At 60.9% G+C, this 15,264-nt stretch carries 19 protein-coding genes; 17 read left to right on the top strand and 2 right to left on the bottom strand.

Going from position 1 to position 15,264, the window contains the following annotated elements; genetic code table 11:
- Positions 1-104 precede the first annotated feature (104 nt).
- The 6 genes from F0P97_RS16760 to adk all read left to right on the top strand — a co-directional run bounded on the left by F0P97_RS16760 (position 105) and on the right by adk (position 4,862).
- Entirely contained in the window at positions 105-1,007 is a 903-nt protein-coding gene (locus F0P97_RS16760) for a LysR family transcriptional regulator (protein WP_182283197.1), read from the top strand.
- Positions 967-1,692, top strand: a complete 726-nt coding sequence (locus F0P97_RS16765) for a hypothetical protein (protein ID WP_420093889.1) — start codon at positions 967-969, stop codon at positions 1,690-1,692. The genes F0P97_RS16760 and F0P97_RS16765 overlap by 41 nt, the downstream gene beginning before the upstream one ends.
- An 11-nt stretch (positions 1,693-1,703) precedes the next feature.
- Positions 1,704-2,747 (top strand): tetraacyldisaccharide 4'-kinase, encoded by a 1,044-nt coding sequence (gene lpxK, locus F0P97_RS16770; RefSeq protein WP_182283198.1) that lies wholly within the window; start codon positions 1,704-1,706, stop codon positions 2,745-2,747.
- 96 nt (positions 2,748-2,843) lie between these two features.
- Entirely contained in the window at positions 2,844-3,035 is a 192-nt protein-coding gene (locus F0P97_RS16775; RefSeq protein ID WP_003054006.1) for a Trm112 family protein, read from the top strand.
- A 3-nt stretch (positions 3,036-3,038) separates the two neighbouring features.
- Positions 3,039-3,815, top strand: a complete 777-nt coding sequence (kdsB, locus tag F0P97_RS16780) for a 3-deoxy-manno-octulosonate cytidylyltransferase (protein ID WP_182283199.1) — start codon at positions 3,039-3,041, stop codon at positions 3,813-3,815.
- 390 nt (positions 3,816-4,205) lie between these two features.
- Entirely contained in the window at positions 4,206-4,862 is a 657-nt protein-coding gene (gene adk, locus F0P97_RS16785) for an adenylate kinase (RefSeq protein WP_003062884.1), read from the top strand.
- 276 nt (positions 4,863-5,138) lie between these two features.
- Here adk and F0P97_RS16790 read toward each other — a convergent pair whose 3' ends face one another.
- On the bottom strand, positions 5,139-6,122 hold the full coding sequence (locus tag F0P97_RS16790) for an asparaginase (RefSeq protein ID WP_182283200.1): 984 nt from the start codon (positions 6,120-6,122) through the stop codon (positions 5,139-5,141).
- A gap of 82 nt (positions 6,123-6,204) precedes the next feature.
- Here F0P97_RS16790 and lexA point away from each other — a divergent pair, with 82 nt between their 5' ends.
- The 4 genes from lexA to F0P97_RS16810 all read left to right on the top strand — a co-directional run bounded on the left by lexA (position 6,205) and on the right by F0P97_RS16810 (position 8,739).
- Positions 6,205-6,876 carry a transcriptional repressor LexA gene (gene lexA / locus F0P97_RS16795; protein ID WP_003053998.1) on the top strand — a complete coding sequence of 224 codons (672 nt, stop codon included), beginning with the start codon at positions 6,205-6,207 and terminating at the stop codon, positions 6,874-6,876.
- 169 nt (positions 6,877-7,045) lie between these two features.
- Positions 7,046-7,468 (top strand): hypothetical protein, encoded by a 423-nt coding sequence (locus F0P97_RS16800; RefSeq protein WP_182283201.1) that lies wholly within the window; start codon positions 7,046-7,048, stop codon positions 7,466-7,468.
- 419 nt (positions 7,469-7,887) lie between these two features.
- Positions 7,888-8,133 carry a hypothetical protein gene (locus F0P97_RS16805; RefSeq protein ID WP_182283202.1) on the top strand — a complete coding sequence of 82 codons (246 nt, stop codon included), beginning with the start codon at positions 7,888-7,890 and terminating at the stop codon, positions 8,131-8,133.
- A gap of 144 nt (positions 8,134-8,277) precedes the next feature.
- The gene (locus F0P97_RS16810; RefSeq protein WP_045839521.1) at positions 8,278-8,739 is read left to right on the top strand and encodes a universal stress protein; all 462 of its coding nucleotides are present in this window, start codon (positions 8,278-8,280) and stop codon (positions 8,737-8,739) included.
- A 306-nt stretch (positions 8,740-9,045) separates the two neighbouring features.
- Here F0P97_RS16810 and F0P97_RS16815 read toward each other — a convergent pair whose 3' ends face one another.
- Positions 9,046-9,429 carry a hypothetical protein gene (locus tag F0P97_RS16815; protein ID WP_182283203.1) on the bottom strand — a complete coding sequence of 128 codons (384 nt, stop codon included), beginning with the start codon at positions 9,427-9,429 and terminating at the stop codon, positions 9,046-9,048.
- Between the two features lie 308 nt (positions 9,430-9,737).
- Here F0P97_RS16815 and F0P97_RS16820 point away from each other — a divergent pair, with 308 nt between their 5' ends.
- The 7 genes from F0P97_RS16820 (at position 9,738) to F0P97_RS16850 (ending at position 15,153) form a co-directional block, all read left to right on the top strand.
- On the top strand, positions 9,738-10,124 hold the full coding sequence (locus tag F0P97_RS16820) for a hypothetical protein (protein WP_182283204.1): 387 nt from the start codon (positions 9,738-9,740) through the stop codon (positions 10,122-10,124).
- Positions 10,125-10,142: 18 nt separating this feature from the next.
- Complete coding sequence (locus tag F0P97_RS16825; RefSeq protein WP_003053988.1) at positions 10,143-10,451, top strand: hypothetical protein; 309 nt, start codon at positions 10,143-10,145, stop codon at positions 10,449-10,451.
- A 95-nt stretch (positions 10,452-10,546) separates the two neighbouring features.
- A complete protein-coding gene (locus tag F0P97_RS16830; protein WP_182283205.1) occupies positions 10,547-10,951 on the top strand; it encodes a DNA breaking-rejoining protein in 405 nt (134 codons plus the stop codon).
- A gap of 84 nt (positions 10,952-11,035) precedes the next feature.
- A complete protein-coding gene (locus F0P97_RS16835) occupies positions 11,036-11,677 on the top strand; it encodes an FABP family protein (RefSeq protein ID WP_182283206.1) in 642 nt (213 codons plus the stop codon).
- Positions 11,678-12,261: 584 nt separating this feature from the next.
- Positions 12,262-12,714: a universal stress protein gene (locus F0P97_RS16840; RefSeq protein WP_182283207.1), complete on the top strand. Its 453-nt coding sequence runs from the start codon at positions 12,262-12,264 to the stop codon at positions 12,712-12,714.
- Positions 12,715-12,903: 189 nt separating this feature from the next.
- Positions 12,904-14,382: a metal-dependent hydrolase family protein gene (locus tag F0P97_RS16845; RefSeq protein ID WP_182283208.1), complete on the top strand. Its 1,479-nt coding sequence runs from the start codon at positions 12,904-12,906 to the stop codon at positions 14,380-14,382.
- A 9-nt stretch (positions 14,383-14,391) separates the two neighbouring features.
- On the top strand, positions 14,392-15,153 hold the full coding sequence (locus F0P97_RS16850; RefSeq protein ID WP_182283209.1) for a hypothetical protein: 762 nt from the start codon (positions 14,392-14,394) through the stop codon (positions 15,151-15,153).
- The last annotated feature ends 111 nt before the right edge of the window (positions 15,154-15,264 follow it).

Genomic DNA, 15,264 nt, shown 5'->3' on the forward strand with positions numbered 1-15,264 from the left:
CCAGGGCGGACCTCGCCACCGACGAGCTCCCAGGGCAGTGCACTCGGGTAATATTTGCAGATAAAGCTTGGTATTCCCTCAATTTTCTTGATCTACATTCAACAATGAAGACCACGCTCGACGAATTGCAGGCCTTTGTGGCCGTCGTGGACACAGGGTCCATCACGGCCGCTTCGGAGCTGCTGGGCCTGACGATTTCCGCCACCAGCCGTACCCTGGGGCGTCTGGAAGAAAAGCTGCAGACCACGCTGCTGCGCCGCACCACCAGACGCCTGGAGCTGACCGAGGAAGGCGCCACCTTCTTGCAGCACGCCCGCTCCATTCTTGCATCGGTCGACGAAGCGGAGGAGATGATGGCGGCGCGGCGCATGCGGCCGGCGGGAAGATTGCGTGTCGATGCTGCCACCCCCTTCATGCTGCATGTGCTGGTGCCGCTGATTGCAGGATTTCGTACGCGCTACCCCGAGGTGGAGCTGGAGCTGAATTCCAACGAAGGCATCATCGACCTGCTCGAAAGACGCACCGACGTGGCATTTCGCATCGGCGTGCTCAAGGACTCCACACTGCACGCCCGCCCAGTGGGCATCAGCCGCATACGCGTGCTGGCCAGCCCGGCCTATCTCAGGCGCCACGGCATGCCTGCCAGTCCGGCACAGCTCAGCCAACACAGCCTGCTGGGCTTTACCCAGCCCGAATCGCTCAACGACTGGCCGCTGCGCGACGCCGACGGCAACGCCGTGCATATCCGCCCGGACATTGCCTCCTCCAGCGGCGAGACACTGCGGCAAATGGCGCTGGCCGGCCTGGGCATAGCCTGTCTGTCGGACTTCATGACCCGAGCAGACCGCGAGCAAGGAAATCTGGTGCAACTGTTTGGCAAGCAGACACTGGACATCTGCCAGCCCATCAATGCGGTCTACTATCGAAACACCGCATTGGCGGCGCGCATCACCTGCTTTGTGGACCATGTGGTGGAAACGCTGGGCAGCCGCCCCTTCGGGACCTGAGCGGCGCAAGCCGGCGAATCAGGTCAGCCTGGGCGGCTTTGTCATCGCCTACTTTCCGCTGTTCTTGCTGGGCGCGGTCTTCGGCAAGCTGACGGAGGCGTCGGGGGCAGCTCACATCATTGCCCAGGGCATTGCGGCAGCACTGGGCGAGCAGCGCGCCATACTCGCCGTGGTGCTGGCCCGCGCCGTTCTCACCTATGGTGGCGTTTCCTTGTCTGTCGTGGCCTTTGCAGTGTATCCCATCGCCCAGGCGCTTTTTAGGCGTGCCGACATCCCGCGCCGTCTCATGCCGGCCACGATTGCGCTGGGAGACTTTACCTTCACCATGACGGCGCTGCCCGGCACGCCGGCCATCCAGAACGCGCTTCCCATGCCCTATTTCGGCACCACGCCGTTTGCCGCACCGGGACTGTGCCTGATCGCCACAGCCGTGATGCTGATGCCCGGCCTGTGTTGGTTGCACTGGCGCAGCGCGCAGGCGCGCTCCAGAGGCGAAGGCTTTACCGCCGAGGATGAAGCACAGCAGCTGGCAGACGAACTTGCTCCCGCGGCAGAGGCCCCCAGCCATCTGGAGCTGGGCAGCCTGCTTGGCAGCTTCTGGCCTCAGGCTCCCGGGATCAGGACCCAGGTATTTGCGCATCACGCAGGCCCGTTGGCTGCGGGAACTCCGGCCGCACCCGTATGATCCCAACCCCTATGCCTCAAAACACCGTCCAAGCATCCTCCTCGCAACATGGCTTGCGCGCCCTCTGGCGCCGGCGTGGAGCGGGTGCCTGGCTGCTGTGGCCGCTATCGCTGCTCTATGGAGTGCTGCAGGCCTGGAATGCCAGGCGCATGCTCGGCCGCCAGCAAAGCGCCGGCCTGCCTGTCATCGTTGTCGGCAATGTGATTGCGGGCGGTGCGGGCAAGACCCCTGTGACCCAGGCCGTGGTGGCCCACCTCAAGGCCAGGGGCTGGCAGCCGGCTATCATCTCGCGCGGCTATGGCCGCAGCATAGAGAGCGGGCAGGATTGCCGCGAGGCCCTGCCGGACAGCCCCGCCAGCGAGGTCGGCGACGAGCCTGCCCTGCTGGCACGCAGCACCGGCGTGCCGGTCTTTGTCGCCTCCAGGCGTCTGGAGGCGGCGCAAGCGCTGCGCCAGCGCTACCCGCAGGTCGACGTGATCGTGAGCGACGACGGCCTGCAACATCTGGCCATGGCACGCGATGTGGAGCTGTGCGTCTTCAATGATGAAGGAGTTGGCAACGGCTTTCTGCTGCCCGCAGGCCCGTTGCGCGAGCCCTGGCCTCGCCCGGTCACGGCCACACTGCATGCAGGCCAGCCGCCCCGGCCACTGGGCTCTTCACCGGCGTTCGCGCTGCAGCGCAGCCTGGCCGAGACCGCCCACAACGGTCATGGCCAGAGCATCCTGCTGCACAGCCTGGCCGCGCAGAGCCCGGAGGCCGTGGCCGCCGTGGCACGCCCCGAGTCCTTTTTTGCCATGCTGACCGCCCAGGGCATCACTCCGGCAGCAACCCAGGCCCTGCCCGATCACTATGATTTCGAGAGCTTCTCGCGCACGCTGGAAAACGACAAACCCTTGATTTGCACCGAAAAAGATGCCGTCAAACTCTGGCGCAGCCATCCTGAAGCCTGGGCCGTGCCCCTGCAGTTGCAGCTGCCGCAGGCCTTCTGGGAGCTGCTGGATGCGCAACTGGCCAAGGCCAACGCCAATATTCGCCGCGATGGCAAGCCAGCCTGACTATCATTGAGCCTACGGATCAACAGCGTTTGATCACCTCTTTTTGCAGCGCCAGCCCCCTGCTGGCGCCCTCATCCCGTTTTGCAGGAATACTCCATGGACGCCAAACTTCTCGAACTGCTGGTCTGCCCCGTCACCAAGGGCCCGCTGCGCTTTGACCGCGAGCATCAGGAGCTGATCAGCCACAGCGCGCGTCTGGCCTATCCCGTGCGCGACGGCATCCCGGTGCTGCTGGAAAACGAAGCCCGCACCCTGTCCGACGACGAGCTGGAAGAAGAAAAGCAATAAGCCATGAGCTATACGGTACTGATCCCCGCCCGCCTGTCCTCGACCCGTCTGCCCGGCAAGCCCCTGGCGGATATTGCCGGCCTGCCGATGGTGGCGCGTGTGGCCCAGCGCGCGGCTCTGGCCGGCGCAGCCCGCTGCGTGGTGGCGGCCGACGACGAGAGCATTGTGGCGGCCTGCGCCCAGCATGGCGTCCAGGCCATCCTGACGCGCAAGGATCATCCAAGCGGCAGCGACCGTCTGGCCGAAGCCTGTGCTCAACTGGGCCTGTCCGGCGACGATGTGGTCGTCAATGTGCAGGGCGACGAGCCGCTGATCGACCCCAAGCTGATCGAGGCTGTGGCACAGCTGCTGCTGGCCCGCCCCGAAGCCAGCATGGGCACGGCGGCTCATCCTATTGATAGCTTGACGGATTACCGCAACCCGAACGTGGTGAAGGTGGTCTGTGACGCCAAGGGTCTGGCCAGCTATTTCAGCCGCGCACCCATCCCCTGTTCACGCGACCACGGCGATGAAGCCTGGTGGCAGACGGCGGCCCCCAAGGCCGGTCACCCAGGTTTCACACCGCTGCGCCATATTGGCATCTACAGCTACAAGGCCGGTTTTCTGCGCGAGTTCCCGCAACTCTCGCCCGCCCCCACCGAAGCCATGGAGCAGCTGGAGCAGTTGCGCGCCCTCTGGCACGGCCACCGCATTGCCGTGCATATCACGCCCGATGCACCGGGTGCCGGCGTCGACACACCCGAAGATCTGGAGCGCGTGCGCGCCGTTTTCGCTGGTTGAAAAAAAGACCTGCGCACTTTGGCGACACCGGTGCGCAGGCTGTCTTCATCCAGGACTGCTCACGCATCAAGCCGGCAGCTGCGCAGTCCGCGCGCGCAGTCCTAAAGGGCCCTGGGCCAGTCCAGGAAAGCGCTGATCGCTATACTTTCCGCATAGTCCGAATAGCATATGTAACGGCTTCGGCACCTGGATTACAACTACAGCAATCGCGTTTGCAGCGGATACATGCCTTCAATTGGCCGCACTTGTGACAGCCTTGACTGAATTGTGTAAGCCTGTGTTGGTCTTGTGCGTGCTATCCTTGCCCGCGAAAAAATACGGCCTGGGGACTACGGACGACCACCCGTCTGCCTGGGCCAGCAAGAATTTCTACTCTCCTCAAGGATTTCCATGAAACTGATTTTGTTGGGTGCACCCGGCGCCGGCAAAGGCACTCAGGCGGCCTTTATTTGCCAAAAGTACGGTATCCCTCAAATCTCCACGGGCGACATGCTGCGCGCGGCCGTCAAGGCTGGCACCCCTCTGGGTCTGCAAGCCAAGGCCGTGATGGACGCCGGCCAGCTGGTCAGCGACGATCTGATCATCAACCTGGTCAAGGAACGCATTGCTCAGCCGGACTGCGCCAAGGGTTTCCTGTTTGACGGCTTCCCCCGCACCATTCCCCAGGCCGATGCCATGAAGGCTGCCGGCGTGAAGCTGGACTATGTGCTGGAAATCGATGTGCCCTTCGACGCCATCATTGAACGCATGAGCGGCCGCCGCAGCCACCCCGCCTCGGGCCGCACCTACCACGTCAAGTTCAACCCTCCCAAGGTGGAAGGCAAGGACGACGTGACCGGTGAAGACCTGGTGCAGCGCGAAGACGACAAGGAAGAAACCGTCAAGAAGCGCCTGGACGTCTACAGCAGCCAGACACGTCCCCTGGTGGACTACTACAGCAACTGGGCCAAGGCCGATGCAGCAGCGGCCCCCAAGTACCGTGCCATCAGCGGCACAGGCAGCGTTGAAGAAATCACCGAGCGCGCTCTGGCCGCTCTGGCTTCCTGATCGCCCAGATCACTCGCGCGTGGAGCCTTGCCGCCTTTTCGCGGCCAGGCATCTCTGGGCAAAAAAGGCCGGTGTCCTCACCGGCCTTTTTTGTTCTTGAAGCTCGTGCTCCCGCCCTTCCGGCCGACATCAGTCCGGTGCGAAAAAGCTGCACCGAGGATGGCATTGGAGCCATCAATATTCATAGCTGCCTGCGCCTACACTCATTGGATTTCAGACCCAAACAGCATAAATACTCTGTATCAATGAAGGCCAGCAGCTCTCATAATAAGAGCATCAACCTAATGCGCGAGGCCAGCCCATCAGCTCCAGCATCAGGCTGATTCTGGCCTTGGCCGCCGGCAGGCTGCTCATAAGGCTATCTCGCGCTCCCTCGGCATGCACCACCTGCCCCTCCTCGCACCGGGTCGTGATGCGCAAAGCCATGCCCTGCGCCTGCGCCCAGTCCAGGGCTGGCCCCAGCGCCTCATGGATAGTGCCATTGCCCGTGCCGACCACCACCACGGCACGCACGCCTGCCGAATTCCAGGCCTGCATCACCGCCAGCGCCACGGCGCTGCTGCAGCCCGCATGGCTATGAAGCAGCTCCACCAGGGGCCAGTGATCTGCGGGCGGTAAAGCGATTGCAGTGGAGCTGGCCGCAACGACCCGGGGCAGGCCGCCCGTTGCCCAGCGCAGCCGCCCCTCCTCCACCCAGCCCTGCGGGCCGGCGCCACTGCCATCAAAGGCATCCACACGGTAGGGATGCACCTTGCGCACCTGGCGTGCACTGAACACCCGACCCGCCACCACGGCAAGCACACCGCGGCCAGCAGCCTGCGTGTCGGCCGCACAGGCCACGGCATCGCGCAGATTGCCAGGGCCGTCGGCCGAAATCGCTGTCGCCGGGCGCATGGCGCAGGTCAGCACCACGGGCTTTGCCGGGTGCAGAACACATTGCAGAAACCAGGCGGTTTCCTCCAGGGTGTCGGTGCCGTGGGTGATGACAATACCGCTCACATCATCACGCGCGAGCAGCTCGGCACATCGCAGCGCGAGTGCATGCCAGGTCGCGTGATCCATATCCTTGCTGTCCAGCTGCGCCAGCTGCTCCGCCTGCAGCGACGCCGCAGCAACGCCTTCCAGGTCCGGCACGGCCTGCAGCAGCTGAGCCACGCCCAGCTGGGCCGCACGGTAGCCCACACTGGTGCCAGCCTGCTCGGCAACTCCGGCAATCGTGCCACCGGTGCCCAGGATGACGATATTTTTGTCACGTTCCACTTGCAGTCCTCTTCAAACTGATTAAAAATACAGGTACTGGATGAACACACAGTATTCATCATCGATCGATCAAGGAATGCCCATGGACCACCCCAAGCTCACTCCCCGCCAGCAGCAGATTCTGGACCTCATCCAGTCCACCATCGCTCGCACGGGTGCGCCCCCTACCCGGGCCGAGATTGCCAGCACCTTTGGCTTCAAGTCGGCCAATGCTGCAGAAGAGCATTTGCAGGCACTGGCACGCAAGGGCGTCATAGATCTGGTCAGCGGCACATCGCGCGGCATTCGCCTGCGCGCCGATACCGTGCGCACCATCAATGCGGCACGCGGCGCCAGCTTTGCGCTGCCGCTCACGGCCCTGGCCCCGCTGGTGCTTCCCCTGGTCGGCCGCGTCGCTGCCGGCTCGCCTATTCTGGCCCAGGAACATATCGATCAGAGCTATTCGGTCGAGCCCAGCCTGTTTGCCGCCAAGCCCGATTACCTGCTCAAGGTCCGCGGGATGTCCATGCGTGACGCGGGCATCATGGACGGCGACCTGCTCGCGGTACAGGCTACGCATGAAGCGCGCAACGGCCAGATTGTGGTGGCCCGCCTCGGTGACGACGTGACCGTCAAGCGCTTCAAGCGCACGCCTCAGGGCATCGAGCTGCTACCCGAGAACCCAGACTACAAGATCATTCACGTCGATCCTGAAGAGCCGTTCGCCATCGAAGGCCTGGCCGTAGGCCTTATCCGCAACAGCATGTTCATGTAACGGGCAGACGGCGTCCCTCCGTCTATGCAGCCGAGGCACCGAGCCTCCTTCCCTCTCAAGCCCAGGTGGTAGGCGCGAAGCCGTTGAGCTTCGCCCTGGGCGGAGCTTTGCCGAAAGAACGCAATCCTGCCCTTATCCATGCCGCGAGGTCATCAAAAGGAGTTGCCAAATGGGATTCGCCACATCACTGCAGGCTTTGACACGCCTGACCATGAAAGGCCTGCCTGCCACGCTGTCGCCCAATCCGAACTTCAGCTCCGATGACGCAAGCGAAGCCGCTGCAGAGCCCGTATCCTTCACTGCCAATCGTCCAATGGCGAAGCAGATCGGCATCCCTGTCATGCGCGCCAACCGCGGCCGCAGTCGCCTCGGCAGCAATACACTTCGCCCGCAGGCCTTTGCTGCGACCCCAGAGCTTCAATCGCCAATAATCGACCAGTCGACACAAGCAGCTTCTCCACGACTTCTCAAAATCGTGCAGCGAGAACCGCGCAGGCAACCCGAATGCCTGCTGATCTGCGGACGCATGGCCGATGTCTGCGCCGCGCTGGAGCGTATGGCACTCCATGAGCAAACGGCCCCGCAAGTCTGAAAGCACAATGAGGTTTGCCTGCCTGCACTTATGCAGCCCCGAACCCGACCCGAAATAGGCCTGCAGGCAATGTAACAGGGCTTCCATATGCATCCAACAAGAAGCCATCGCAACGCTCTTGGCCCATCGGCCGGCAGATATGGCGCCAGACAACGCTGCCAACAGTGCATAGGCGAAAAACTCGATGTCGCCAAAACAGACCCTCAGTATTGGCGCCGAACGATCTGGATCGCCATGTAAATTATTTGCTGATGCTCTGCCTGCCCCTGCCCGCCGGAGCGCATTTTGCACAAGCCTCGCAGCCTTCTAAACTCCTTGTCAGGCACGAATATCCGTCAGAACAGATACCCGGATCAGGGTATTGCGGCACCTCTTCGACAGTGGAAACATTCATATACACATGTCAACGAGGGCGTCTTATGAGTGCCTACCGCAAGCTCTTGCAGCACATACAGGCCAAAGACGCCAATGGAGACCTGCGCCTGATTCTGGTCTATCAGAGTTTTGATGAGATCGACATGCCGCATGGCGTCTCCATACGCCCGTCTGCCATTTACTTTGAAACTGCCGATCACCAGGAGGTCAACTGGCTCAATCCACAGCAGTTCGAGATAGAGGCCACTGGCGAAATCCTCAATCGCGTTCCTCCTTCGCCCGAGGAATGAGACGATTCGACGAGACCGCCCCTTGTTACAGAGTCTTACCTCCTGTCTGCAACTCTGCTGCATTCAAAAACTAGGCATTGCGCGGCTCCAGGTATTGGAATAAATTGATTTCCAGGCACATCTTCCGGCATCAGGAGGTTGAACATGTTCAAGCACCTGCTCATTCCCACCGATGGCACCAAACTGTCAGAGGCTGCCGTGCGTGCTGGCGTTCTGCTTGCGCGTGAACAAGGCGCCAAGGTGACCGGCCTGTATGTCATGCCCGATTACCGCGCCATCATCTACGGCGCAGACGCACTGCTGACTTACAACAGCGCAGAGTTCGAGCGCAGTGCCAACAGCGATGCAGATGCGGCTTTGCAGTTCGTTGACCAGATTGCCAGACCTGAAGGCGTACCCTGCAACTTTGTGCGAGTCACCCACGCCTCTGTTTACCAAGCCATTGTTCAGCAGGCGCAGGAATTGCAATGCGACCTGATTTGCATGGCTTCACACGGTCGCAAAGGTATCGGCGGAATTTTGCTGGGCAGCGAAACCCAGCGCGTTCTGACCCACAGCCATGTCCCGGTGCTGGTACACCGGCCTGCCTCAACCGGCAAACATTAAGGAGCCAGAAATATCGAATGGCAGTCCTGCCTGTCGCACGCTCGCCTCGATACAAGGCGGGCACAAGCGACTTGCAAGTCATGGCTGCAAAATGCAGGCCCGCAAGTCAGAAGTTGCTGGCCGCACCCGATGGGGCAACCTGTCAACCGTTCAAACGCGTCAGCAACAGTGCAAGAGCGATAAACGGCGATTGAGGCCAAAGTAACGCCTCTGCCAACTATTCAAATGCATTGACTGTGTGAGCTGCAGAACCGGATCGAGAGGACCCCGAAACTTGCCCGCCTTGCGCGGGCATTTTTTTGGCTGCTAGGCACATCGCTCCGATACTTCTCCCAATCGCTCACGATGCCCAGGCAAGGTGAACAGAATCTGGAGATTCTGCGAGTCCATTTGCTGCACCACGATGGAGCCGTCTTCGTGCAGATAGATCCGCACAGTGTGTTCATCATCCAGATCCCAGTGCGCAACGCTCGTATTCACCCCCCGCCAGCCATGCTCCTCGCACAGCCGACGCCGGCGCAAGGCCTTCAAAAATTCCTGCGAAGCACCAAGCTCTGCATTGGTTTGCACCCAGCTGTCGATCACCAGCTCATAAGCCATCTGCTGCGTATGGCAAGGCTTGGCCAGCTTCATATGCCTGATCCAGGCATCTAGACGGGAGGCAAAAGTGTATTGCAGGTGGTGGGACATGGGCTTTTTTTGAATTCAGTAGTGCATCGGGCCAGATCGCCGCTTGCACATCAAAATCAGAATTTTCCTACGCCCAATTTACCGAAAAGTGCAGCAGAAACAAAATCTACATCACCAAAAGGTTCAGGGTTTAACACTGCTTGATGACTGACCTGAGAGACAACTGGCAACGCGAGACTGGCCAGAGCCACGGTGAACCCTGAGCCTGCACGATGACATATCTCAGGATTGGATAAGCTGGCTCCGGGACGCTTGCCAACTGCTCAGCCACCGCATTGCCAAGTATTTCGTGAGTACCTACCGGTGACTTGCTTGTTGAAATTCAGGCAAGGCGTTTCAGCCCTGCTTTCGATGACTCAGGCCTAGAGCATCGCCATCCGGAAATTCAATGCGCCTCTCTAAAAATTGTCATCATCAGGCAATTTTTACCCTCAAGCCCATACCGGCTCAGGATAGATTTCATTAAAAAAATCTATCTTTTCACTCAGTTACTTAGCACGGCCACTTCATCAAGAAAAGATGACAGCGGCACCGGCAAAGCACCTCCTCGGCGCTTCAAAGAAGCTCACACATCAGATCTGTCCTATCCATTGGCACGATCTGTAAGTGCCTACATACTTCCTTACATCCTCTTGATACAACATCAGTCAAATGCAATGAAATGTCAGCTCGCAGGTCCTGCGGCAAGTCGTTGAGCAACAGGGAGTTTCGTCATGAGAAAAGTTAATCCTGCCGCCAAGAACGCGAACCGCGCTTTTGTCCGTCTGCACACGTATGTGACCAAGCAATTCGACTGGGATCTCTTCACCAAGGACTACCGGGTAGTCCTGCACACAGACGAGGATGGAGGCGTCACGCTCTACATCGTCAAGGTCTTCGACAAGGATGGACAGCCTGCCGCACTGGGACCAAAGATCCCTAACCAGATTACGTTCTCTTACCGCCAAGCTCCCATCATGTCGGTATGGACAGAGTTCTTCAACGACGGCAAATTCAGTTGGCGCAATGTCTCCTGCCGCTAGGGCGCGGCGGTGGTGGATGGAGGCCCGGCTGTCGGCATAGACACCCGTCGCTGCGCCAGGAGCGCCATCCTGCCCAACACATTCAGGAGAGTTGCATGACCCGCTTCCAACCGATGCTTGCAACTGCTGCCCTGCTCAGTCTCATGACGCTACATCTCAGCAGCAGCTCCATGGCACAGGCCGCCTTTACAACCCCGGGCGGCTACACCAACTCCTACAGCGGCCAGATCACGGGCAACGGTATCGTGCAATACGGGCTCGAAACTCGGCCCTTCCAGCGCATGACCGTCACGCTCAACACCAACAACCCATCCAGCCAGATGAACGTCTTCAAGGACGGCTCTGCCCAGCCTCTATGCCAAGGCTCGGCCAACAACAACATCTGCACCTTCCGCATCGAGCGTGGTGCCAGCTACCGTGTGCTGATCTTCCTCACGCGTGAAGCAGCCCTGCGCGGCGAAAGCGCACGCTTTACGCTCACCACCGAAGAAAGCACCTGACGGCCTGACGGCCGTCAAGAGCACCTCAGTCCGTAGCTTGTAAACTGGTTTCAACAGATTCAAAGTGAAAGCCCGTGACACGATATGGAAAACTTTCCCAAAGACATCTACACCGAGCCCACGCCCGATGTGAATACCCTGGCCAACCTCGGTCCCCTCACCGGCATGGCCGGCATCTGGACCGGCAAGCGCGGCCTGGACATCAACCCCAAGGCTGACGGCCCCGAGAAGCAGGCCTTTATCGAGCATATGGAATGCCAGCCCATCGATGCGCAAACCAACGGGCCGCAGCTCTTCTATGGCCTGCGCTACCACACGCGCATCGTCAAGCCCGACGACGTGGAAACCTTTCACGACCAGGTCGGTTACTGGCTGTGGGAGCCTGCCACCGGCAACATCATCCAGACCCTGACCATCCCGCGCGGGCAGACCGCCATGGCCACGGGCAAGACCACGGCCGACGCTACCAGCTTCACCCTCAGGGCCGAGCGCGGCTCCACCGTCAACGGCATCTCCAGCAACCCCTTTCTGGAGCACGCATTCAGAACCGACGCCTATACCATCACCGTCACCAAGCACTCGGACGGCACATGGTCGTATGAGCAAGAAACCACGCTGACCATCCCCGGCCGCAGCGAGCCCTTTGCCCATACCGACCGCAACACCTTGCACAAGATTGGCGAGCCAACTCCCAACCCCACGGCAAGGGCTGCAGTTGAAATCTGATTAGCGCCATCCAAGGACTCCATGCCCCGGCCGAATTCGCTGGCTCCACAGGTTGCACGCTCCTTGACTACCGCATGGCCCGCGATGGCCTTACGCTGCTGGTCATGGCCCTTATGTGCAAGAAGGCGCTTGCCTTCAAACTGGCCTGTATGGATGCCCTCAATCTGGTCGCGAAGGCTGCGGCGCACTGCGTTCAAGACCTTGATACAGGGCAATGCTCACAGATGAGCGCATAGCAGCCATTTGCCGAACCTGAATTGCGGTCGCCCACCCTGCGCCATGTACAGCCGATCGTGACCGAGCTCAGGCAGGCCTCCTTCGACAGCCTGCCGACCGGCAACAGCCGCAGGGAATGCTGCGCATGACCTTCGGTTAGTCTGCTTTTGATAGCTTCTAACGCTTTATGGATAAGGGCTTTAGGCGGCTTTTATCTGCGACTTCATGAATTTGATTTCCATCAAGAAACCGTCTGAATACTCATTTCAAGGTGTTGCATTAGCAGCCCTGGAGTGTGAGTATGAGTTCAGTGATCGATCGAATTGATTTGGCAACAAGACGCGCACCTATGCGCAAGGAGGCTGGATATGTTCAAGCACATTTTGATTCCTACGGACGGCTCTAAGCTCTCTGAGGCCGCGCTGCGCGCGGGCATACAACTGGCCAAGGAACAAGGCGCACAGGTGACGGCGCTGTATGTGATGCCGGATTACGCAGCCATGATTTACGGAGCCGAGGCGCTGATCGCCTACAACTCTGCAGAGTTCGACAAGAGCGCCCAGAAGGAAGCAGATCAGGTGTTGCAAGCTGCCCTGGACATTGCCAAGACCGAGGGCGTGGCCTGCCAGACGGTGCGGGTAACGAATATCTCCATCAATCAGGCCATCATCAAGCAGGCGCAGGAGGGTAACTGCGATCTGATCTGCATGGCATCACACGGCCGCAAGGGCATTGCCGGCATTTTGCTGGGCAGCGAGACCCAGCGCGTACTGGTCAACAGCAGCATTCCGGTTCTGGTGCATCGCCCGGTTCAAGCCTGATTGACTGCGGCGCAGCCACTTCCCGGCCGCTCTCATAATACAAACAGCGCCCCATCGCCCTCGTGCGGTGGGGCGCTTTTTCATGGCCGATCGTCGTGTAGCATCGGTGCATCAAATTGTGAGCCTTTGGTTCCATTTGTCACGCCGGCAGCGGCGTCTCTTGTTCATTTTGAAAAAAGGGAAAAGCAGATGAGTCACGCAATCGCAACCGATGCCGGCCTGACGTGGCAGACCGGCCCGATTCGCCCCAGAGCCTGCACCTGCGGCAGCGTGGTGTGCCAGTTGCTGCATGAGCGGGTGATGAGCGATATGTCGCGCCGCATGTTTGTCGGTGGTGTGGCAGCGACGATGGCTCCGTTTGTAGGCCTGCATGCGGCCGAGCCCGGTGCCGGCGGCACGCCCCAGCAGGCCGACCGCCCCGTGTTGCTGACCAATCTGCGCCTGTTTGACGGTACGGGCAAGTCGGTGCGCCAAGGCGTGCAGGTGCTGATCCAGGGCAAGCTGATTGCCGCCCTGCCCTCTGCCGGCGAGAAGGTAGAAGGTGCGCAAGTGATCGACTGCCAGGGCAAGCTGGTGATGCCGGGCATGATCGATACGCACTGGCACACCATGCTGGCGGCCGTGCCGCAAATGACGGCCATGACGGCAGATCTGGGCTATCTGTACATCTCCGCCGCACAAGAGGCGCAGCGCACGCTGATGCGCGGCTTCACTGCGGTTCGCGACGCGGGCGGCCCCGCCTTTGCGCTCAAGCGCGCGATCGACGAGGGCATGATCCCGGGCCCGCGCATCTATCCGAGCGGGGCGATGATTTCTCAGACCTCGGGCCATGGCGACTTCCGCCTTCGCAGCGATATTCCACGTGCAGCGAACGAGCCGCTGAGCATGGTGGAGCAAACCGGCGTGTCCATGATTGCGGACGGCGAGGCCGAGGTGCTGCGCCGCGTGCGCGAGCAGTTGATGCTGGGGGCATCGCAAATCAAGATGCTGGCAGGCGGCGGCGTGGCATCGCTGTACGACCCGCTGGACAGCACCCAGTTCACCGAGAAGGAGCTGCGCGCCGGCGTGGAAGCCGCCGCAGACTGGAACACCTATGTAATGTCGCATGTTTACACGCCCAAAGGCATCAAGCGGGCCATCAAGGCGGGCGTGAAGAGCATCGAACACGGCCAGTTGGCCGACGAGGAAAGCGTGCGCATGATGCGCGACGAGGGCGTGTGGTGGAGCCTGCAGCCGTTTCTGCAGGACGAGGACGCCAACCCCTACACCGATGCGGTGCGCCGCGAGAGCCAGTCGCGCGTGGCCCAGGGCACGGTGCGCGCCTATGAGATGGCGCAGAAGTACGGCATCAAGACGGGCTGGGGCACGGACATTCTGTTCAGCCCCAGGGGCACTGTCACACAAGGCAAGCAACTGGCCAAGCTGACGCGCTTTTACGACCCGATGACGCTGCTGAAGCAGGCCACAGGCACCAACGGCGAACTGCTGGCCCTGTCGGGCGAGCGCAACCCCTACCCCCAGCCTCTGGGCCGCATCGCCCCTGGCGCATTTGCCGATCTTCTGGTGGCCGATGGCGACCCGACGGTGAATCTGGACTTCCTGAGCCACCCGGAACAGAACCTGCGCCTGATCATGAAGGACGGCAAGGTACACAAGAACACGCTGTAAGGAAGACAAATGACCCAGCACATCAACACCACTCCGGGCATGGCAGCGGCGGCGCTGGCCGTGGGACTGCTGGCAGGCACGCAGGCCTGGGCGCAGGACAAGGCGGCGGCCGATGCATGGCGCTATCAGCTCACGCCCTATGTATGGATGACGGGGCTGGACGGCAGCGTCCGCCCGTTCAGAGGCGCGCCCACGGTCGACGTGAACAAGTCGTTTTCGGACATTCTGGAGAATCTGGACGCAGCAGCCTTTGTGAACGGCACGGCGCGCAAGGGAAGCTATGTGCTGCAGGGCGACTTCAGCCATGCAGCCACATCGGACCAGGCCGCCCTGCCCCTGGGTCTGAGTGCCAATGCCAAGATTCGTCAGACCTCGCTGACTATGACCGGCGGGCACAACTGGATGCTGAGCCCCCAGTCGAGCTTCGACCTGATGGCGGGTCTGCGCCTGTGGCAGATCAGGGCCGAAGTGAATGTGCCAGGGGTGGCGTCCGCGCAGTCCAACACCTCGTTCATCGACCCCGTGGTCGCCGCACGCTGGCGCTACGACATTGCGCCGCGCTGGTCCGGCTTGCTGTATGCCGATATGGGCGGGCTGGATGTGGGTTCGAAGTTCACCTGGCAGGTTCATGCCTCGGTGAACTACCAGGTCAAGGAAAACATTTTTGTGTCCATAGGCTACCGCCACCTGAGCGTGGACTACCGTGACAATGGCAAGCGACTGGACTTCAGCCAGAGCGGCCCGATCGTCGGAGCGACGCTCAGGTTCTGATCACCACCGGCGGCTGCATTGCCACATACAGCAATCGCTGCGGGCGAACTGCGCTGCGTCAGGCCCTCAATAGCGCTGGATTAACCGGTGCGCGATCTCACTCAGTTTCAG

The organism is Comamonas testosteroni, from assembly GCF_014076415.1.
In the GTDB taxonomy this organism is placed as follows: domain Bacteria; phylum Pseudomonadota; class Gammaproteobacteria; order Burkholderiales; family Burkholderiaceae_C; genus Comamonas; species Comamonas testosteroni_F.